Source organism: Achromobacter sp. UBA2119 (genome assembly GCF_002331005.1).
Classification (GTDB): Bacteria; Pseudomonadota; Gammaproteobacteria; order Burkholderiales; family Burkholderiaceae_B; genus Achromobacter; species Achromobacter animicus.
On sequence record NZ_DCYD01000019.1, the window covers coordinates 528035 to 548623 of the forward strand.

Below are 20589 nucleotides of genomic sequence, written 5' to 3' on the forward strand. Positions count from 1 at the left end.
GAGATAACCCTCAGTTTCCTGAGGGTTACCCCTGGTCACGCTTAACCGATGGTCATGAGGCTGGCGTTGCCGCCCGCGGCCGCCGTGTTGACGCTGACGGAACGCTCGGTCAGGAGGCGTTCCGGCACGTAGCTGGCGCCCGCCGCCAAGGCGTCGGAGGTCAGGCCGTGCACCGCCAGGATGGGACCCGGGCGCTGCGCGATGCGCTGGTTCAGCGCCTTGAGCGCGTCGCCGTCGCCTTCGAACAGCACGGCCTGGTAGTCGGCCTCGTCCACGTCAGCATCCGACAGGATGCCGGCCTGGCCCTGCTGATCGGCATCCAGCGTCGCCAGCAGCGCCTGCGCGGCCGGCGTGTCTGCAAACCACGCGTGGTTGCCGGTCAGACGGGCCACGGACCACTGTGCCCGCGCGCCGGCCTCGGTGGCGGCCACGCAGTACACGGCGCCTCGCGGCTCGACCATATAGGTGTTGGTCTCGCCCGTCGGGCCGGGCAGCGCGATGCGCTGCGGCAGCGGCGCCGCGGCGTCCAGCGCCGGCGGCAGGCCTGCGGGGCGCGTACCCAGCAGGCGGTACATGTACAACGGACCGCCCGCCTTCGGACCCGTGCCCGACAGCGCTTCGCCGCCGAACGGCTGCACGCCCACCACGGCGCCCACGATGTTGCGGTTGACGTAGACGTTGCCGGCGTGGACCTGGCCCGTCACGTGCGCGATGGTCTCGTCGATACGCGTGTGCACGCCAAACGTCAGTCCGTAACCCGTGCCGTTGACGGCGTCGAGCAGCGCGTCGAGTTCGTCGCGCTTGTAGCGCACCACGTGCAGCACCGGCCCGAAGACTTCACGGGTCAGCTCGCTGACGTTGTCGATTTCGATGATGGTCGGCGGCACGAAGGTGCCGTGGCGGCATTCGCCGTTGAGCTCGACCTGGTCGACGCGATGACCGGCCGTGCGCATGGATTCGATGTGACGCTGGATGCCGTTGCGGGCCTCGGTGTCGATCACGGGACCCACGTCAACGGACAGGCGATCCGGATTGCCGACGGCCAGCTCGCGCATCGCGCCGCGCAGCATCGTCAGCACGTGATCCGCGTTGTCTTCCTGCACGCACAGCACGCGCAGCGCCGAGCAACGCTGGCCGGCCGAATCGAAGGCCGAACTGAGCACGTCGAACACAACCTGCTCGGACAAGGCCGACGAATCCACCACCATGGCGTTCTGGCCACCGGTTTCCGCGATCAGCGGGATGGTGTGGCCGTTGTCGTCCAGGCGGTCGGCCAGGGTGCGCGCGATGATGCGGGCGACGTCGGTCGAACCCGTGAACATCACGCCGCGCACGCCCGGATTGGCGACCAGTTGCGCGCCGATGGTTTCGCCGCGGCCCGGCAGCAGCTGCACGGCCCCGGCGGGCACGCCGGCCGCGCGCAGGATGGCCACGGCTTGCGCCGCGATCAGCGGGGTCTGCTCGGCCGGCTTGGCCAGCACGGTGTTGCCCGCCGCCAGCGCAGCCGCCACTTGACCGGTGAAGATCGCCAGCGGGAAGTTCCACGGGCTGATGCACAGCACGGTGCCCAGCGGACGGTGCGTGTCGTTGCTGAATTCCTGCTCGGCCTGGTCGGCGTAGTAGCGCAGGAAGTCCACGGCCTCGCGCACTTCCGCGATGGCGTTCGGCAGCGATTTGCCGGCTTCGCGCACGATGAGGCCCAGCAGGGTCTGCATCTGCTCTTCCAGCAATTGCGCCGCGCGGCGCAAGCACTGCGCGCGCTCGGCGACCGGCGTGGACTGCCAGATCGGCGCGGCATTGGCGGCGGCGCGCAGGGCGACTTCGGCGTCAGCCGAATCGGCTTCGATGACATGGCCGACCACGTCGCGCAGATTGGCGGGGTTGCGCACTTCGATTGCCTTGGCGGCATCCCAGTGTTCGCCGCCTTCGCCCAACATGGGACCGGCGCGCCACGGCGTGCCGGCGCTGGCCAGGAGCGCCGCCGACAGCGAGCCCAGGCGATGTTCGTTGCTGAGGTCCAGGCCCGCCGAGTTGGCGCGGGCGCCGTCCTGCGGATTGCCGTAAAGCTCGCGCGGCAGCGGAATCTTCTCGTGCGGGGCGCCCAGCGGCGTGATGCGCGAGGCGGCTTCCACCGGGTCGGCAACCAGCGTTTCGACCGGGATGGTCTCATCGCCGATCAGGTTCACGAACGAGGTGTTGGCGCCGTTTTCCAGCAAGCGGCGCACCAGGTACGCCAGCAGCGTTTCGTGCGTGCCGACCGGCGCGTAGATGCGGCACGGACGGTTGAGCTTGCCCTGGGTCAGCGGGCCGACCACTTCTTCGTACAGCGGCTCGCCCATGCCGTGCAGGCATTGGAACTCGTATTGACCGGGGTAGTAGTTCTGGCCGGCAAGCTGGTAAATCGCCGCCAGCGTGTAAGCGTTGTGCGTGGCGAACTGCGGATACACGGCTTCGGGCGCGGCCAGCAGCTTGCGGGCGCAGGCAATGTACGCCACGTCCGTGTACAGCTTGCGGGTGTAGACCGGGTAGCCTTCCAGGCCGTCGACCTGGGCGCGTTTGATTTCGCTATCCCAGTACGCGCCCTTCACCAGGCGGACCATCACGCGGTGGCGGCTGCGGCGGGCCAGATCGATCACGTAATCGATGACGAACGGTGCGCGCTTCTGGTACGCCTGGATGACGAAGCCGATGCCGCTCCAGCCTTCGAGTTCAGGCGTGAAGCACAGCGCTTCCAGCAGGTCCAGCGAGATCTCCAGGCGGTCGGCTTCTTCGGCATCGATGTTCAGGCCGATGTCGTAGCTGCGCGCCAGGATGGTCAGCGCCTTCACGCGCGGCAGCAGTTCCGCCATGACGCGCTCGCGCTGGGCACGCGAATAACGCGGATGCAGGGCGGACAGCTTGATCGAGATCCCGGGGCCTTCGTAGATACCGCGGCCCGCAGCGGCCTTGCCGATCGCGTGGATGGCCTGCTCATACGAGGCGTAGTAGCGCTCGGCGTCTTCCGCCGTGGTCGCCGCTTCGCCGAGCATGTCGTACGAATAGCGGAAACCGCGCGATTCCATCTTGCGGTTGTTGGCCAGGGCTTCGGAAATCGTCTGACCGGACACGAACTGTTCGCCCATCATGCGCATGGCCATGTTCACGCCCTTGCGCACCAGCGGCTCACCGCCCTTGCCGATCAGGCGCGTCAGCGCCTTGGACAGCGACTGCTCGCTGCTCACGGCCACCAGCTTGCCCGTGATCATCAGACCCCAGGTGGCCGCGTTGACGAACAGCGACTGCGAACCGCCCATATGCGACTTCCAGTCGCCGCGGGCGACCTTGTCGCGGATCAACGCGTCGCGCGTGGCGCGGTCGGGAATGCGCAGCAGCGCTTCGGCCAGGCACATCAGCGCCACGCCTTCCTGGCTGGACAGGGAGAATTCCTGGATCAGGCCTTCGACCCCGCCACCGGTGCGCTTGCCGCGCAGCTTCTTGACCAGGCCGGCCGCCATCGCGTGCACCTTTTCCAGGTTGGGCACGCGGGCCTGGCCCAGCAGCAGCGGCACGCACTCGGGTTCCGGCCGGCGATAGGCCGCCGTGATGGCGGCGCGCAGCACGGATTGCGGCTGCACGTCCTGGCCGAATTCGTAGAACGGCGGCGTGGGTGCGGCATGGGATTCGGCCGCATCCTCTTCGCCCGCGGCATCCGCGCTCAGGTGGGACACCTCGGCGGGCAGATGGCCGCGCTCGATCTTGTCCAGATAGGACAGGATCGCCTGCTTATGCAACCAGTGCGGCGTGCAGTTGAGCTTGGTGGCGGCGGCTTTCAGGCGGTCGCGGAGTGCGTCGTCGACTTTGACGCCGAGGGTCGTGCTGGCCATAAGAGATTGCTTCCTGTCGCATGGCAAAGGTGTAACTGGGCCCGGACGGGACCCAGTATGGGTAGGACCGTATGCTAGACAGGTTGCAACCGCGTTTGTATTAAGGTTAACCCTAGGTTGAACCCAGTTAACCGCTTGAGATCGCGAGGTTTATCCGGGAAACCCGGAAGGATCATTCCTTCAGCGCGGAACATCCCATCATCTGGACCGAGCCGGAACCCGCCGGATTCTGGCCGCGAATGGCAGCCGCCATGACGCCCGCCAGGCTCACCACCGCGCGCTGCTGCGCCGCGATCAGGCTGCCGACGGCCTCGTCCGGCACGTTTTCGGTGACGACGCTGCGGCACAAGAGGCCCCTGCCCTTGGTGTCGACGGGCCGTACTCGCCAGGTGGCGTCCAGTTGCGCCATGCTGCCCGACACCATCTCGAAGCGTTGCACGTCGGTCTGGACGCGCCAGATCGGTGCCCCAGGCCCCGGCTTGACCATCTGCACGTCGAGTGCGCCAAGGTCACGCTTGAGCGCATCGGACAAGGCATTACGCAACTCGTCGCCCAGCGGCGAGCTCCAGCGTTCGGAATACAAGGCGGAAATGCTGCCGTCGCCGGTGCGGACCATCAACTGCGGCTGGTCGGCTTGCGTGGACAGCGTGACGGGCTGCACCTCGATCAGGAACGAGGCGGAACCCGGCGCCGCGGCGGGCGCACCCGACCGCTCGGGCGTCTGCAGCGTGTAGTAGTGGACGGGCGGCGACGACCCGCACGCGGCCAGCGCGCCGGACAGCGCCAGCACGGCCAGCGCGGCGCGGGCGCGTTTGCTGCGGGACGGGGTTGCGGAGCAAGAGAGTCGGCTTTTCATGAGCGTCTAGTTCCTGACTGGGCCGGCGCCCGGGATGGGGTCTTCGCCTCTGCCGCGCAGCAGGGCTTCGGGATTCGATTGCAGGAAGTCGGCCAGCGCGCGCAGCGAACGCGCCGCGCGGCTCAGTTCCTGCATCGCCCGTTCGGTATTGACCGGCAGCGAGGCGTCAGAGGCCAGCAGCGAGTTGATGTTCGCCATCGAGTCCTTGGCTGCCTTGAGCGCCTTCTGGGCTTCGGGCGCCACCTGCTTGTCCAGACGATTCATCAGCTTGGACGTGCTGGCCAGCGTGGCGCGCAGGTCCTCGCCGATCTTGTCGAACGGAATCTTCTCGATCTTGGTGACGATGTTGGTGACCTGCTGCTGGAGCTGATCCAGATTGCCCGGCACCGTCGGAATGATCGCCGGTTCCGACATCTCGAACTCAACCGGCTTGGCGTTCGGCACGTTGTCCAGCACCACGTAGAGCTGGCCGGTCAGCAGGTTGGCCGTGCGCAGTTGCGCGCGCAGGCCATGCTTGATCATCACGCCCAGCAAGCGGCCGCCTGCCACGTCGCCTTCCTTGATCGCTCGTTCGCGGACTTCTTCGTAGACGCGGCCCAGCCGTTCCGGATACAGGGTGGCGTCCACCAGCGAATAGAAGCGCTTGGTGGCGGGATCGAAGTCCAGCGTGATCTGCGTGACGTCGCCCAGCGTGATGCCGTTGAAGTCGATCGGTGCACCCACGGTCAGCCCGCGGATCGACTGGTCAAAGCGCATGCGGATCGGGAAGGCCTCGCCGTCCGGGTTGGCCTTGGCTGCGGCCTCGGTGGCGTACAGGTCGAACTCGGTGTCGGCCTTGGCCGCCGCATCGCCGTCGCGGGCGTTCTGCACGGTCGCGAACGCCACGCCGCCCACCGCCATCGAGACGAGCGACTGCGTGCGCACCTTCAGTCCATCGGCATTGACGCTGAAGTCCACGCCGCTGGCGTTCCAGAAGCGGGTGCCGTTGGTGACGAATTTGTCGTTGGGCGCATCGACGAACACCTCGACGTTCACGGCGCTGCCGTTCTCGTCCAGGGCGTAACCGATCACGCGGCCCACGTTGATGCGGCGGTAATAGACGGGCGAGCCGATATCCAGAGAGCCCAGGTCCGAGGCCTTGAGCATGAAGCGCTTGCCCGCGCGGTCGTGGGTCACGGCGGGCGGGGTCTCCAGACCTTCAAAAGACAGCTTCGTGGCGCGGTTGCTGTTGTCCTTGCCCTCTTCCGCGTCCACGCCGATATAGGCGCCCGACAGCAGAGTGCCCAGGCCCGACACGCCGCTTACGTCCAGCCGCGGCCGCACCACCCAGAAGTTCGTGCCTTCGCGCGCCAGGTCGGAGACCTGCTTGGAGAGCTCGGCTTTCACGACCACCTTGCTGCGGTCGGCATTGAAGCCGATGGACTTGACCGTGCCGATGTTCACGTCCTTGTAGCGAAGCTGGGTCTTGCCCACTTCCAGGCCTTCGGCAGTATTGAAAGAGATGGAAATGTCGGGTCCGGCCTGCATCCAGGTTCGCACGACCAGCGACAGGCCCATCAATGCGGCCACGACAGGGACCAGCCAGATCCAGGAGATCCGGCTCTTCTTCTTGCGCGAGATCGCGGGCGACGCGAATTTCTCTTCACCAGATCCGGGGGCTTGCTCGGACATCTACTTTTTCCTTTTCTGAGCGGAAAACAACGGCGGGAGGCCTTTCCTAGCCCACTTGCTTGCCGGAGACGGACGCCGGCGCATGCCGGCCCTCCACCGGCGCTGATTCGATTTCGGTCTGACCTTCAAGGTCCCAGCTACGACGCAGGTCGAAGCTCATGGCAGCCAGCATGGTCAGGATGACAACCACGCCGAATGCGGCGGCGCCGGCACCGGCGCTGATTTCCATCAAGCCCTGAAAGTCAGCCAGGGCCGCCAGCAATATAACGACAAATACATCCAGCATGGACCACTGGCCAATGAATTCAACCATCTGATACAACCGCGTACGCGCACCCAGATTGGTTGTGCTACGCCATTGCTCAGTCAGCAGCAGCAAGATAAGTGCCAGCAGCTTGGTCAGCGGCACCGCCACGCTGGCGATGAACACGATCAGCGCAATGTCCCACGAGCCCATCTGCCAGAGTTCCACCACGCCACCAAGAATGGTGTGCGCGCTGTCGCCCAGCAGCGAACTGACGTTCATGACCGGCAGCACATTAGCAGGGATGTAGAAGACGACGGCCGCAAGCAGCAGCGCCCAGGTGCGGGCCACATGGTCGGGCTTGCGGTAATGCACCACCGCGTCGCAGCGCACGCAGTGATGATGCGCCTCGGGGTCGGCGTCCTTCGACAGCGCCTGCACCTGGCCGCAGACGTGGCACCCGGTCAACACGACGTCGGGCCCGGCTTCGGGCACATGCACGGGCACCACGCCGACGGATTCGGCATACCGCCACAGCACATGGGGCGACAGTTTGCCGAGCATCGTCAGCAGCACAGTCAGGATGCCGAACGCTGCCAGACCGATGCCAGGCGCCACCGCGGCCATCCCGGCCAGTTTCACGACCGCAACCAGCACACCAAGCAGGAAAACCGGCACCATGCACCACGGCCGCAGCACACCCAAAAGACGCATGGCGGCGTGGAAATCCGCAGGCTCGCGGCCCCGCGACAGCGGACCCAGCACCCACAGCAGCACGATCAGTTGCAACAGCGGCAGCGCGAAGCCCGCCAGGCCGGTCATGATGGAGACGACCCAATGGCCCTGACGCCAGGTAATGGAGATGGAATCCAGCAGGGAAGCTTCTTGGACCATGCCCTGCACGGACATCGAAGCGACCGGGTAGGCGTTGGCCACCCCGAAGACGATCAGGGCAGTGATGGCGAGCGCCAGCCAATTGGACAAAGTAAGCCCGCTGTAGCGCCAGAGCACGGCGCCGCAGCGGGCACAATTGGCGGTCTCGCCAGGTTCAAGCTGATGTCGGCGATAGATGCTTGCGCAATGTTCGCATTCGATCAGCGGCTGGCGGTCCGCGGTCATCAGTCGACGAGTTCGACTTCCTGCTTATCCGGCGCGTCCGACGAAGGCGGCTTGCCGCTATCGTCAAAGTCCAGCGTGACCTTGCCCGACTCGTCCAGATCCACCGTGACCGACCCGCCGTCGACCAGCTTGCCGAACAGCAGCTCGTCGGCCAGCGCGCGCCGGATGGTGTCCTGAATAAGACGTTGCATGGGACGCGCGCCCATGAGCGGATCGAACCCCTCCTTGGCAAGGTGTTCACGCAGGCGCGTGGTGAATACGGCCTCCACGCGGCGCTCGTGCAACTGGTCTTCAAGCTGCATGAGGAACTTGTCCACCACGCGCATGATGACCTCGTGGTCCAGCGCGGCAAAGGGAATGATCGCGTCCAGGCGGTTGCGGAATTCGGGCGTGAACATGCGGCGGATTTCCGCCATTTCGTCGCCCACCATCCGCGAGTTCGCAAAACCGATCGACGGACGGTTCAAGGTCTCGGCGCCCGCGTTGGTCGTCATGATGAGGATGACGTTGCGGAAGTCTGCCTTGCGGCCGTTGTTGTCGGTCAGCGTGCCGTGGTCCATGACCTGCAGCAGGATGTTGAACACATCCGGGTGCGCCTTTTCGATTTCGTCGAGCAGTAGCACGCAATGCGGCTGCTTGGTGATTGCCTCGGTAAGCAGGCCGCCCTGGTCGAAACCCACATATCCCGGCGGCGCGCCGATCAGGCGCGACACCGCGTGGCGCTCCATGTATTCGGACATGTCGAAGCGCAGCAGTTCGACACCCAGCGTGAACGCCAGCTGGCGTGCGACTTCGGTCTTGCCGACGCCCGTGGGGCCCGACAGCAGGAAAGCGCCGATCGGCTTTTCCGGCTTGCCCAGGCCCGAGCGCGCCATCTTGATGGCGGCCGACAGCGCGTCGATGGCGCCGTCCTGGCCGAACACCACCGTCTTCAAGTCGCGGTCCAGCGTGGCGAGCTTGCTGCGGTCGTCGTTGGAGACGGACTGCGGCGGGATGCGCGCGATCTTGGAAACGATGTTTTCGATGTCGACCTTGCCGATCACCTTCTTCTGGCGCGAACGCGGCAACAGGCGTTGCGCGGCGCCGGCCTCGTCGATCACGTCGATGGCCTTGTCGGGCAGGTGGCGGTCATTGATGAAACGCGCCGACAGCTCGGCGGCAGCCGACAGCGCCGCGGCCGAATAACGCACGCTGTGGTGCTCTTCGAAGCGGCTTTTCAGGCCGCGCAGGATCTGCACGGTCTGTTCGATGCTGGGCTCGGGCACGTCGATCTTCTGGAACCGGCGCGACAGCGCGTGATCTTTTTCGAAGACGCCGCGGTATTCGGTGTAGGTGGTGGCGCCGATGCACTTGAGCTGCCCCGACGACAACGCCGGCTTGAGCAGGTTGGAGGCATCCAGCGTGCCGCCCGACGCCGAACCGGCGCCGATCAGCGTGTGGATTTCGTCGATGAACAGGATCGCGTCGGGGTTGCCGCGGATCTGCTTGAGCACGCCTTTCAGACGCTGTTCGAAATCGCCGCGATACTTGGTGCCGGCCAGCAGCGCGCCCATGTCCAGCGAATAGACCTGAGCGGCCTGCAGGACTTCGGGCACTTCGCCGCGCGTGATGCGCCAGGCCAGGCCTTCCGCGATGGCGGTCTTGCCAACGCCGGCCTCGCCCACCAGCAGCGGGTTGTTCTTGCGGCGGCGGCACAGCACCTGAATGACGCGCTCGACTTCGTGCTCGCGGCCGATCAGGGGATCGATGCGGCCGGCCAGCGCGGCGGCGTTCAGGTCGGTGGCGTACTGATCCAGCGGCGACTGACGCGAGTCGCCCTGCTCTTCACCATTGGGCTGTTGCTCTTTCTGCACGGCGGCGGACTCCACCTGCGGCTGTTTGGTAATGCCATGGGACAGGAAATTGACCACGTCCAGGCGCGTGACGCCCTGCTGTTGCAGGTAGTACACGGCGTGCGAGTCCTTTTCACCAAAAATGGCCACCAGCACGTTCGCGCCCGTCACAGGCTTTTTGCCCGTGCCGCCGGCCGAGACGTGCATGATCGCGCGCTGAATGACGCGCTGGAAACCCAACGTGGGCTGCGTGTCGACTTCGGCGCCGCTAGGGATCACCGGGGTGTTTTCCGATACGAACTGGCGCAGGTTGCGGCGCAGATCGTCCAGATTGGCCGCGCAGGCGCGCAGGACCTCGACCGCCGAAGCGTTGTCGAGCAACGCCAACAGCAGGTGCTCGACGGTAATAAATTCGTGCCGGGCCGAACGGGCCTCGACGAAAGCCATATGCAGGCTGACTTCAAGCTCTTGAGAAATCACGCTTCCTCCGTAACGCATCGAAGCGGGCTAATACACGATTCATATTCTATGCCGATCATGGCGTAACGCCAGCGATTTCAAAAACCACGCTGTCGTGCCGGCCATGTGTATCCATGACGGTTAGCGTATACCGGCCGTCGTGCGCCAGCACCAAATTAAACGGATGACCCGCGGCGCCATGACTTGCGACACGACCATCGAGCATCCACCAGACTTCGCCTTCAGCGCCCTGGACGTCGACGTCCAGCGCAACTTGCCGCATGCCGGGCACGGGCCGCAGCACCGAGCCGTTGGCCACACCCCCGAGCCGAAGCGGTCCCTGGGTGGCATCGGCATAGCCGGCAAACGAGGGCGGCGCCGTTTCATTGAGCATCCAGGCCGCCCGCTGTTCGGGACACGCGCCCGAGGGCTCGCTACCCAGCCTGTAACCCAAGGGCCAGCATGTCACCACCGCCTGCACCGTTTCGGGCCTGACGCGGACCTGCTGGGCCCCTTCCGGCAATGCCGCCACGATGTCCTGCAGTAGCGGCGCCGCCACGTTCGCCCCAAAAAATCCTGGATTCGGCGTACCGTCGGGCCTGCCGACCCATACGCCGATCGTCCATCTGTCGGTCACGCCGACTGCCCAGGCGTCCCGGAATCCGAAACTGGTCCCGGTTTTCCAGGCCAGTTGCCGGCCAGGATTGCCCGACTGGTAAAACGGCCGGTCCGGGTGTCCACCACCTTCGAGGATGTCCCGGACGATCCAGGCCGCGCCAGGACTCATCATACGGGACTCGACAACCGGCTGCTCCGCCGTCAAGCGGGGCCGCCCCGAGATGCCGTCCCGGGCCAGCGCACGATACGCGCCGACCAGTTCTTCCAATGTGGTGCCACCCCCGCCCAAAATCAAGCTCAGATTTGGCTCGGCGCCCGCGGGCATTCGTAACTTCACGCCGCCCGCCAGCATAACCGAGGCAAAACTGGCCGGTCCGACCCGGTCCAGCAAATCCACCGCAGGCACGTTGAGCGACCGCTGCAACGCCTGCGCCACGCTGATCGGCCCGGCGAAGGCCGCCTGGAAATTCCCGGGTGCGTAGCCGCCGAACGACATGGGCGCGTCGATCAGCAGGCTTTCCGAATGGATCAGCCCCTCGTCCAGGGCCTGGGCATACAGAAACGGCTTGAGCGTCGACCCCGGCGATCGCACGCCGCGCACCATGTCCACATGCGAGTACCGGGTATCGTCGGAAAAATCTGCCGATCCGGCGTAAGCCTTGACCTCCAGCGAGTCGTTGTCCATCACCAGCACCGCCATCGACACCTTGGGCGGAAGGTTATCGACCCGGTCCAGCAACATTTGTTCCACCGACGCCTGCATGTCCGCATCCAGCGTGGAGGTGACCAGCGGTGGCCGGCCGCCCGCGCGGCGCGCGCCGCCCGCTTCCAGCAGCAGGCGCTGCGCCGCCAGGGGCGCCAGCCAGCGCGCCCGCAACGGCGGCGCGATGACGGTTTCGATCTTGGCGTCAGCCACCTCGGCCGGAGTCCAGCGGCCGAGTTCGGCCATGCGATCCAGCACCTTGTCGCGGGCGGCCTGCGCGGCCTCGGGGTGACGGTCGGGACGCAGCCGTGACGGGGCCTGCGGCAAGGCGGTCAGCATCGCCGCTTCTGCCGGGCCCAGGTCGCGGGCCGGCTTGCCCAGCCACAGCCGCGAGCCCATCTCGACGCCCTCGACGATGCCGCCCATCGGCGCATGGGTCAGGTAAAGGGAAAGAATCTCATCCTTGCTGTAGTGCATCTCCAGCTGCACGGCGCGCCACGCCTGCCGCAGCTTGGCCGACATCGTGCGCGACGGCTTGCCCGCCAGTTGCGGATCGATCAGCCGCGCCACCTGCATGGTCAGCGTGGAGCCGCCAGACACGATGCGGCGATTGGTGGCCCACTGCCAGCCCGCGCGCGCAAGCGCCACGGGATTCACCCCGGGATGCCAGTAGAACCAGCGGTCCTCGTAGGTGAGCAGCGTCTCCAGGTAGCGGGGCGACACCTGATCGGGCTGGACCGGGTAGCGCCAGATGCCGTCGCGGCTGGGATAGTTGCGCAGCGGCGTGCCATCAGCGGCGACGACAACCGCCGCCCCGCCCGAATCGATGGGAGGCAGCGGATACAGACGGTCAAGCGCGAATAACAACGCGGCCAGCGCTGACAACGCGCTGGCCGCGAAGATGCCGCGCCGCCGCCAGCGGCGGGCGCGCGATGCGCCCGCCTGGCAAGCGGCGGCGGCGTTCAAGGACGCTTGGCGCCGCGATCGCGGATTTCGACCGTGCTCCATTGCTCACCCACGCCGCGGATTTCGGGGCGGTACATGTCCTCGGCCACCGTCGACGGCACCGCGTAGCGGCCCGGCGTCACGACGCGCACCAGATAGAACACGTCCACCTTGCCACGGCCCAGCGACACCGCGGCGACATAGCGGTCGTCGCGGAACTCGCGATGCTTGATGTTGGAATCCGACATGGCGTCGGCCACGCGGCGCCCGCCGATCTTCCAGTCCTGCATTTCCGGGCTCTGCGACAGGTTGAGGTTTTCGACCTCGAAGCCCGCCGGCACGCGGTCAACCAGCAGACCATCGGGGATGTTCTGGTTGGCGCTGGCCTGGACCCACACCACCAGCATGTCGCCGGTCTTCAGGGTGCCGCCGTCCCACGGGCGGCCGTCCGGACGGTACCAGCCACGCTTGAGCTGGATGATGTCGTTGCGCGGCGCGGGCGTCGCGGTCGGGCTGCCCTGGATGTCGTATTCGACAAACAGCGATTGGCTTCCCGTGTTCTGCAACTGCGTGCCCGCCAGATCCGCGGCCGACAGCGACACGGTCTGGTCGCTCTTGCCGCCCGTCAGCGGCTTGCGCTCGCCATTGACAGTCAGCACCGCTTCCCACGGCGTGTTCTTGCTGCCGCCCGCGGCACGCGCGGCCAGCAGCAGGGCCATCTGTTCCTGCGTGGACAGGTACGAACGATTGCCCAGGCGGCTGGAAAGCTGATTCAGCAGGTTCTCGCTGCGTTCGTGGCGCAGCTCGTATTGCGAGACCAGCGCGTAGGACAACGCGTAGTCGCGCACGCTGCTTCCGTAGTCGCCCATCCATTCGTCGTAGTAGGCGCTGCTGCGGTTGTTGATGTTGATGCCATAGGTGCGCGTCATGGCCAGGTCAAGCGCCTGCTTCATGCGCCCTTCGTCACCCATCAGTTTGAACGCGGCGGCCAGTTGCACCAGCGGCAGCGGCGAGCGCGCGCGCTCCTGATAGTTGTCGAACAGCTGACGCACGGTCGACAACGGCGCCTTCTTGTCGCGCGCCAGCACCAGCGCGGCGGTGGCCAGGCCGGCAAAGCGGCGATGGTCTTCGCGTAGCACGTTGGCGTCGCTGCTGTCGATGCGGTTGGCCTCGACGTTGCGGCGCAGATTGGCCGACCACGTGCCGAATGCGCCGGCGCTCTGCTGCACCTGCTCCAGCAGCCACGTGCGCGAACGATCCAGCGACGCCTCGGGCACGTCGAAGCCACGATCGCGTGCGTCCTGCATGAAGCCCACGGCGTAGGCCGTCAGCCACACGTCGCGCGAGGACGCGCCGCTCCAGAGGTTGTACGAACCGACCGAGTTGCGCATGCCCGACAGGCGGCTGATGGCGCCGGCGACCTTGGCGGCGCGTTCGGCCTCGGTGCGCGGCTTCAGGCCGAACTGCTTGGCGGCGTCTTCATCCAGCATCACCCACGGCATGGCCGCGCTGATGGTCTGCTCGGTGCATCCATACGGATAGTTGAGCAGGTCCTCGACCAGACGGTTGACGTTGAACGGCGGACGATTGGACACGGTCAGGCTGACGGTCGTCGAATCCGGGTAATAGGACGCGACCCACGACGCCTGCGCCGGTTGCGACTCGCCCGGATTCAGGCGCAGACGCCGCACCTGGCGCTCCGGCGCATGCGCGGGCTGCACCTGCAGCACGGACTCGCGCACGATGCGGATCGGCTTGGCGCCGCCCTGCCCGTCCACGGTCAGACGCATCAGGCCCAGGCCGTACGAACCGGTGGTGGTCGCCGTGAACCGCAGCGTCGTGCGCTGCTTGTCTTTCAACGTGACAGTGCGCACGCCGTCGACGATGGCCAGCGGATCCAGGGCCTCGAGCTTGACCGAGATCTTTTGTTCGGCGCCGCTCATGTTGGTAACGTCCAGCGCAATGGCGGCCTGGTCGCCCGGCGTGATGAAACGCGGGGTGTTCAGTTCCGCCACGATGGGCGCTGCCACGACCATTTCGGCGTCGGTGCTGCCGTAGTTGTCGGGCGTGAACGCGACGGCCATCAGGCGCAGCGTGCCATTGAAGTCCGGCAGGTCCAGCGGGATGTCCGCTTCGCCCTGCGCATTGAGCGCAACGGGACCCGAGAACAGATCCACCAGCTTGACCTTCTTGGGCAGGCTCTTGCTGTCGCCGCGCATCGCGGCGTCGCCGCCCCACTTCAGCTTGCCCTTCGTGCCGTCCATCTTCTCGATGAGCTTGCCGTACATGTCCAGCAACTCCGGCGCGTAGCGGTGCTTGCCGAAGAAGTAATCCAGCGGATCGGGCGTGGCGTACTGGTTGATGTTGAGAATGCCCACGTCGACCGCGGACAGCGTCACCATCGCCTGCTTGCCCTGCGCGCCATCGACCTTGACGCGCACGGTCGTCTTGGTCTCCGGCACGGCTTTGGGCGCGGCGGTGAGCTTGACGTCCAGCTTGCGGTCGGCGCTGGCGATCGGCAGGAACGCCAGGCCCAGCGCGCGGGCCGGCGTGACGCGGTCGCCCTCGCTGCCGGGGCGGAACACCGCCGCGGCCACGTACAGGTCGTGGCGCTTCCATTCCTTGTCGACCGGAATCTCGACCTCGGTGCCCGTTGCCTTCACGGCCACCCACTTGGACCACAGCATGCGGTCGCCTTCGACGGTGATGAGCGCCTGGCCATCATGCGGCGGCGTCAGCGTCAGCTTGACGGTGTCGCCCGGCTTGGCGGGCACGCCTTCCAGCTTCATCTGCACGCGGTCGGGGCGGTTGCCCATGGCGTCGGCGTCCTGCGCGTTCCAGCCGGCATAGAAGCGATAGCGCATCGTTTCGCCGGTTTCCGGATCCGTGATTTCCAGACGGTAGCGGCCCCACTTGACCGGCACGGTCAGCTGGGTGCGATCGTTCAGCGCAATTTCGCGCGAGTCGACCAGTTCTTCGGTTTCGGTATAGCCGCTGTTCCAGCCGCGCTGGTCGTCGAATCGCCAGTAGTACTGGCGCTCTTCGCGGAACAGACGCATCTGCGCCTGCGCGAGCGGTTCGATCTTGCCTTGCGCGTTGGCGCGGATGACTTCGAAACCGGCCGGCGCGTTCTCGCGGGCCACGTCGCTGTCGAACTGCGGACGGACGGCGATCAGCTTGTCGGCGGGCCAGACGGTGCGTTCGATGGAGCGGACCACCGGGCGGCCGCCGGATTCCAGCAGGCTGGCGGACACTCGGACCTTCATGGGCGAATGCGTGCCGGCGGCGTTCGGATTCACGTCGAGCTGCGCGCGGCCCTTGTCGTCCAGCGCGGATTCCGGCAGTTCACCGAAGCTGCGGCGCGTATCGTCGGCCACATCGCCAAAGATGAAGCCGGGCCATTGCTGGGCCAGCGCAAAACGATCACGTTTGACCTGGAAGGTGGCCAGCAGACGGTTGCCGGCAGCCGGCGCGCCATACAGGTAGTCGCCCTGCACGTCGACGGTCAGCTCCTCGTCGGGGGACAACACGTCCTGGCCCGAGGTCAGCGCCATCTTCATGCGTTCGGGCAGGAATTCCTCGACCTGGAACTTCCACGAGGCATCCGGCGCGCGCGAGGACGGATCGACGCGCAGTTCCAGCAGCCACGTGCCGGTCTGGGCATCCAGCGGCAGATCGATCGCGCGTTCGACGTAACCGGGCAGATCCTTCTGCGGTTGCCACAGCGCGGTCTGCATCGTGCGGCCATCCGGACGCTTGATGGTGGCAGTCAGCGGCGACGGCGTCAGCACGCGGCCGTCGAGGTCGCGCGGCAGCACCGATACGTGGAAGGTTTCGCCAGGGCGATAGAGGTTGCGGCCGGCGTAGACGAACAGATTGTTGGCGCGCGACGCATGGCCGCCCGTATCGAATTCGGACAGATCCAGCGCCGGTTCGCCCAGCGCCAGCACGGTCATTTCCTTGTCGCGCGAGGCGCGGATGACGCGGGCATTGGCAAAGCTGCCGTCAAAGCGGACATGGCCCTGCGCATCGGCGGCCGCCTTGGCCAGCGGCTTGCCGGCGCCGTCCACCAGTTCAAACACCGCGCCGGAAATGGCCTGGCCGGATTTCAGCGACACCGAATACGCTTCGATGCGGTCGCTGTAGCGGCGCGCGTGCAGCCCGATGTCGCTGACGTAAAAATAGGTGACCTGGTACTCATAGCGGAAACGGCCCGGTTGGCTCATGACCGCAACATAGATGCCCGGCTCCTGCAGTTCTTTGATGCCCTCGACGGGCAGGAACGTGACGTGACGGCGGTTCGGCTTGTCGTCGGTGACGAAGCGGCCCTGATAGACGCTGGTCGTCAGCGAATTCAGCCGGTCCAGGTCCCAGTTGCTGACCGAGCCCTTCAGGCTGCGGTTACCGGCGTAGCGCCAGTCGTTCTCGTCATAGTTGCCGTCGTCCTCGTCTTCCGAGGCGGCGGGGGTGCGGCCCACGCCCAGCACGGTGTCGAAGAGTTCGGGCACGCGGTCGGGGGACACGCGCAGGAACTGCACGTCAACCTCGGGCACATTGACCGTGGCGACCGGCAGGCCGCCGTTCTGGCCGGCGGGCAGCACGACGCCGCGGCTGGCGAAGTAAAACGACGGCGGCATGGCCTGCGTGCTGACTTCGCAATGCGAAGCCTCGGTCAGCGCGACCTTTTCGCCCGCGCCGGGCAGGCCCGAGCGGACCGTGATCGCGTAGGAGCGCTGCGGCTGCACATACGGAAAGTACACCACGCGCGGGTTGTCGCCGACGACCCAGTTGCCCTTGAGGATCTTGCCCTTGGGCGCGGAATCGCCAGGACGCACCGAGGCCGGCTGCTGGCCCGGCGCGGCGGCCGATTCGCTGTCCTCGTCGGCCTTGCCGGCCGTCGAACCCGTATCGGTCACCTGAAGGAAAGCGTCCAGATTGCTCTTGGCATCCACCGGCTGCGTGAAGGTCACGGCCAGCGACAAGGCATCGTTGTATTGGCGGGGTTGGCAATTCAAGGCCGCGAAGGGATCCGCGGCACCCACGGTTGCGGTGGCAGGCAGTGCTGGCGCCGCGTTGTTCGCCGCCTGCGGAGCCGCGGCGGTCGCTGTCTGCGCCGCCGGAACCGCTGCCGGACTTGCCGGCTGCTGCCCCTTGCCCATCCACCAGCCCGCGCCAATTGCGCCGGCCACCACCGCGATCCCGGCTACAGCCAGCCAGGTCTTGTTGAACTTTCCACTCACGGCGAAACCTCCCCGCCCACTAGAACGCAACGCTCCTTAGCGGCGGAGCTGCCGACCCGCATGTGCCGCGCGCTTCCCGTTACGCGGCAAAACCGTCCATCCCTATGCCTGGGATGCAACCGGCAGCACAACGCCGCCATTGCTGGCGGCGCCATTGTGTTTTGTCGAGTTCAAACCGGTTCCATCACGCACTGCAGCGGGTGTTGACGCGCCCGCGCATACTGACCTACCTGCGCGATCCGTGTGGCGGCGAGGTCACGGGGGTAAACCCCGCAGACGCCTCGGCCTTCGTGATGCACTTGCAGCATGATGCGCGTCGCCTCTTCCTGGTTTTTATTGAAGAATTTCTGCAGCACTTTCACGACGAACTCCATCGGGGTGTAGTCGTCATTAAGCAGCAACACCTGGTACATCGGCGGCGGCGCAGTACGTGCCGGCGCCTTCTCGACGACCAAGTCATGCTGGGAATCCAAGGTAGAACTCATAGGGCGGGTATTCTATTTAAACTGGGGACGGCAACCACTCAACTTACTGAAAATTACACGCAGAAATACGTAGTATCCATACTTGACTAGGTCAAGAAAAGCGGCGCATTATCCACGCATTCTGGGGTTTTCAATTTACCGAAAATCTGCCAGGAAGCCGGAGGGGGGACAGGGGTCTAGACCACAATGCCCTTCTGTCAACATACGATTCAATGAGGCAGGCCGCATGTCTGATACGACCGCAACCGCCGTCCAAGGGGACAATCCCAAATCGACGGGCACCGTCAAATGGTTCAACGATGCAAAGGGGTTTGGCTTCATTACGCCCGACGATGGCGGTGAAGATCTGTTCGCCCACTTCTCGTCCATCCAGATGAATGGTTTTAAAACCCTGAAAGAAGGCCAGAAAGTGGCCTTTGAGATTATCCAGGGGCCTAAAGGAAAACAGGCGCTCAATATTACGGCTGCCTGAGTTACCCTTTAAAGCGCAACGGTAAGGTTGCGCCATTATCCAGGCGGGGCTTTCGGGCCCCGCCTTGTTATTTTTCTTAATACTCCGCCGGGCCATGCTGAAGATTGCCGTTTTGTTTCCCATTGTTCGTACGCTGTTCAAAACAACCTTCAACAAGGCAACGACAGCGGCAAACGCGGGCGGCCGCAAGGCGCCGGTGATCGCCGCCGCCGCCATCGCGATCGCAGCCGCCCTGCCCCTGCCCGCCAGCGCCCAGCAGCAGACCGGCCCGCAGCCGCGTCTGCCCACGACGCAATTGTCGGCCGGAATCCATATTATCCGGGCAGAAGTTGCAAACACGGACGCCACGCGGCGCGACGGTCTGATGTTCCGCAGGGAACTGCCGGGCAACGACGGCATGCTGTTCGTCTTCGACCAGCCGGACGTGCAGTGCTTCTGGATGCGCAACACGCTGCTGCCCCTGTCGATTGCCTTTATCGCCGACGACGGCACGATCGTCAACATTGAAGACATGGCGCCGCAGACCGAAGACCCGCATTGCGCAAAGAAGCCGGTGCGCTACGCGCTGGAAATGGCGCAAGGGTGGTTCGGCAAGCACGGCATCACTGCCGGGAAAAAGCTCGACGGCCTGCCATGACGCCTTCCGGCAGACCGCCCCGGCAGGTAATGACAAAGGGAGCCCGAGGGCTCCCTTGTTGTTTGCCGGACAGCGCGACGCGCGCCGCCGGCCGTACCACGCGCGTTACACGCGTTCGATGATCAGCGCGATGCCTTGGCCGACGCCTATGCACATCGTGCACAGCGCATAGCGGCCGCCGGTGCGATGCAGCTGGTTGATGGCCGTGGTGGCCAGACGCGCGCCGCTGGCGCCCAGCGGGTGGCCCAGGGCGATCGCGCCGCCGTTGGGGTTCACGCGCGGGTCGTTGTCGGCGATGCCAAGCTGGCGCAGCACGGCCAGGCCTTGCGCGGCAAACGCTTCGTTCAGTTCGATCACGTCCATCTGATCCAGCGTCAGGCCGGTCTGAGCCAGCACCTTCTGCGTGGCGGGCGCAGGACCGATGCCCATGATGCGCGGCGCGACGCCGGCGGTCGCCATGCCGACGACGCGGGCACGCGGGGTCAGACCATGGCGGGCGGCAGCCTTTTCATCGGCCAGCAGCAGCGCGGCGGCGCCGTCGTTCACGCCCGACGCGTTGCCGGCCGTGACGCTGCCGCCTTCGCGGACCACGCCCTTGAGCTTGGCCAGCGATTCCAGCGACGTTTCACGCGGGTGCTCGTCCTTGGAGACGATGATCGGGTCACCCTTTTTCTGGGCGATCGACACGGGCACGATCTCGGCGTCGAAGAATCCTTCCTTCTGGGCGCGCGCGGTCTTTTCCTGGCTGGCCAGCGCGAACAGATCCTGGTCGGCGCGGCTGATGTTGAAATCGTCGGCGACGTTTTCGGCGGTCTCGGGCATCGAGTCCACGCCGTACTGCGCCTTCATCAGCTTGTTGATGAAACGCCAGCCGATGGTGGTGTCATAAATGGCGGCGCTGCGCGAGAAGGCGCTGTCGGCCTTGCCCATGACGAACGGGGCGCGGCTCATGCTTTCCACGCCGCCGGCCAGCATCAGGCCGGCTTCTCCGGCGCGGATGGCGCGCGCGGCGGTGCCGATGGCGTCCAGACCCGAGCCGCACAAGCGGTTGACCGTGGCGCCGGGCACTTCGACCGGCAGGCCGGCCAACAGCGTGGCCATGCGGGCCACGTTGCGGTTGTCTTCGCCCGCCTGGTTGGCGCAACCCATGATGGCGTCGTCGAGTTCTTCCCAGCGCACGCCAGGATTGCGCGCCGCCAGCGCCTTGATGGCTACGGCAGCCAGATCGTCGGGCCGCACGGAAGCCAGCGCACCGCCGTAGCGGCCGAAGGGGGTACGAATCGCATCACAGATAAAGGCATTCACGGTCATGGGAAGCTCGAAGTGAAGTGAAAGAACTCGGGATCGGACGATGTTAACGCAGCGGTTTCGCGCCAAGTTGGTGCGTTACCCGGATGTCCGAAGAACGGACAGTGTCCAGTAGACGTTCACATTGGACCGGCGCG

11 protein-coding genes are annotated in these 20589 nt (G+C 65.8%); 2 read left to right on the plus strand and 9 right to left on the minus strand.

The features are described from left to right. Window positions 1-41: 41 nt before the first annotated feature. The 8 genes from putA to clpS form a co-directional block, all read right to left on the minus strand. Window positions 42-3863: a trifunctional transcriptional regulator/proline dehydrogenase/L-glutamate gamma-semialdehyde dehydrogenase gene (gene putA / locus B3098_RS26030; RefSeq protein WP_286899985.1), complete on the minus strand. Its 3822-nt coding sequence runs from the start codon at window positions 3861-3863 to the stop codon at window positions 42-44. 172 nt (window positions 3864-4035) lie between these two features. After that, the gene (locus tag B3098_RS26035) at window positions 4036-4719 is read right to left on the minus strand and encodes a PqiC family protein (protein WP_175138386.1); all 684 of its coding nucleotides are present in this window, start codon (window positions 4717-4719) and stop codon (window positions 4036-4038) included. Window positions 4720-4725: 6 nt separating this feature from the next. Continuing rightward, the gene (locus tag B3098_RS26040; RefSeq protein WP_191575612.1) at window positions 4726-6390 is read right to left on the minus strand and encodes an intermembrane transport protein PqiB; all 1665 of its coding nucleotides are present in this window, start codon (window positions 6388-6390) and stop codon (window positions 4726-4728) included. Window positions 6391-6436: 46 nt separating this feature from the next. Next, on the minus strand, window positions 6437-7753 hold the full coding sequence (locus B3098_RS26045; protein WP_286899987.1) for a paraquat-inducible protein A: 1317 nt from the start codon (window positions 7751-7753) through the stop codon (window positions 6437-6439). Beyond that, window positions 7753-10065, minus strand: a complete 2313-nt coding sequence (clpA, locus tag B3098_RS26050; protein WP_175138389.1) for an ATP-dependent Clp protease ATP-binding subunit ClpA — start codon at window positions 10063-10065, stop codon at window positions 7753-7755. The genes B3098_RS26045 and clpA overlap by 1 nt, the downstream gene beginning before the upstream one ends. A gap of 55 nt (window positions 10066-10120) precedes the next feature. Beyond that, entirely contained in the window at window positions 10121-12331 is a 2211-nt protein-coding gene (pbpC, locus tag B3098_RS26055) for a penicillin-binding protein 1C (RefSeq protein ID WP_286899988.1), read from the minus strand. Next, window positions 12328-17550 (minus strand): alpha-2-macroglobulin family protein, encoded by a 5223-nt coding sequence (locus B3098_RS26060; RefSeq protein ID WP_414631314.1) that lies wholly within the window; start codon window positions 17548-17550, stop codon window positions 12328-12330. The genes pbpC and B3098_RS26060 overlap by 4 nt, the downstream gene beginning before the upstream one ends. A gap of 170 nt (window positions 17551-17720) precedes the next feature. Next, window positions 17721-18035, minus strand: a complete 315-nt coding sequence (clpS, locus tag B3098_RS26065) for an ATP-dependent Clp protease adapter ClpS (RefSeq protein ID WP_056562630.1) — start codon at window positions 18033-18035, stop codon at window positions 17721-17723. A gap of 226 nt (window positions 18036-18261) precedes the next feature. Here clpS and B3098_RS26070 point away from each other — a divergent pair, with 226 nt between their 5' ends. Together B3098_RS26070 and B3098_RS26075 are read left to right on the plus strand one after the other, a co-directional pair. Next, window positions 18262-18507, plus strand: a complete 246-nt coding sequence (locus tag B3098_RS26070) for a cold-shock protein (protein ID WP_006220277.1) — start codon at window positions 18262-18264, stop codon at window positions 18505-18507. A 94-nt stretch (window positions 18508-18601) separates the two neighbouring features. Then, window positions 18602-19144, plus strand: a complete 543-nt coding sequence (locus tag B3098_RS26075) for a DUF192 domain-containing protein (RefSeq protein ID WP_286900008.1) — start codon at window positions 18602-18604, stop codon at window positions 19142-19144. Window positions 19145-19249: 105 nt separating this feature from the next. Here the strand turns inward: B3098_RS26075 and pcaF are convergent, their stop codons facing one another. Continuing rightward, window positions 19250-20455, minus strand: a complete 1206-nt coding sequence (gene pcaF / locus B3098_RS26080; RefSeq protein WP_175123475.1) for a 3-oxoadipyl-CoA thiolase — start codon at window positions 20453-20455, stop codon at window positions 19250-19252. Window positions 20456-20589: the final 134 nt, after the last annotated feature.

Excerpts from the sequence above, each read along its gene's own strand:
- putA (WP_286899985.1), bottom strand. The coding sequence starts at position 3,863 with ATGGCCAGCACGACCCTCGGCGTCAAAGTCGACGACGCACTCCGCGAC.
- B3098_RS26035 (WP_175138386.1), bottom strand. The coding sequence starts at position 4,719 with ATGAAAAGCCGACTCTCTTGCTCCGCAACCCCGTCCCGCAGCAAACGC.
- B3098_RS26040 (WP_191575612.1), bottom strand. The coding sequence starts at position 6,390 with ATGTCCGAGCAAGCCCCCGGATCTGGTGAAGAGAAATTCGCGTCGCCC.
- B3098_RS26045 (WP_286899987.1), bottom strand. The coding sequence starts at position 7,753 with ATGACCGCGGACCGCCAGCCGCTGATCGAATGCGAACATTGCGCAAGC.
- clpS (WP_056562630.1), bottom strand. The coding sequence starts at position 18,035 with ATGAGTTCTACCTTGGATTCCCAGCATGACTTGGTCGTCGAGAAGGCG.
- B3098_RS26070 (WP_006220277.1), top strand. The coding sequence starts at position 18,262 with ATGTCTGATACGACCGCAACCGCCGTCCAAGGGGACAATCCCAAATCG.
- B3098_RS26075 (WP_286900008.1), top strand. The coding sequence starts at position 18,602 with ATGCTGAAGATTGCCGTTTTGTTTCCCATTGTTCGTACGCTGTTCAAA.
- pcaF (WP_175123475.1), bottom strand. The coding sequence starts at position 20,455 with ATGACCGTGAATGCCTTTATCTGTGATGCGATTCGTACCCCCTTCGGC.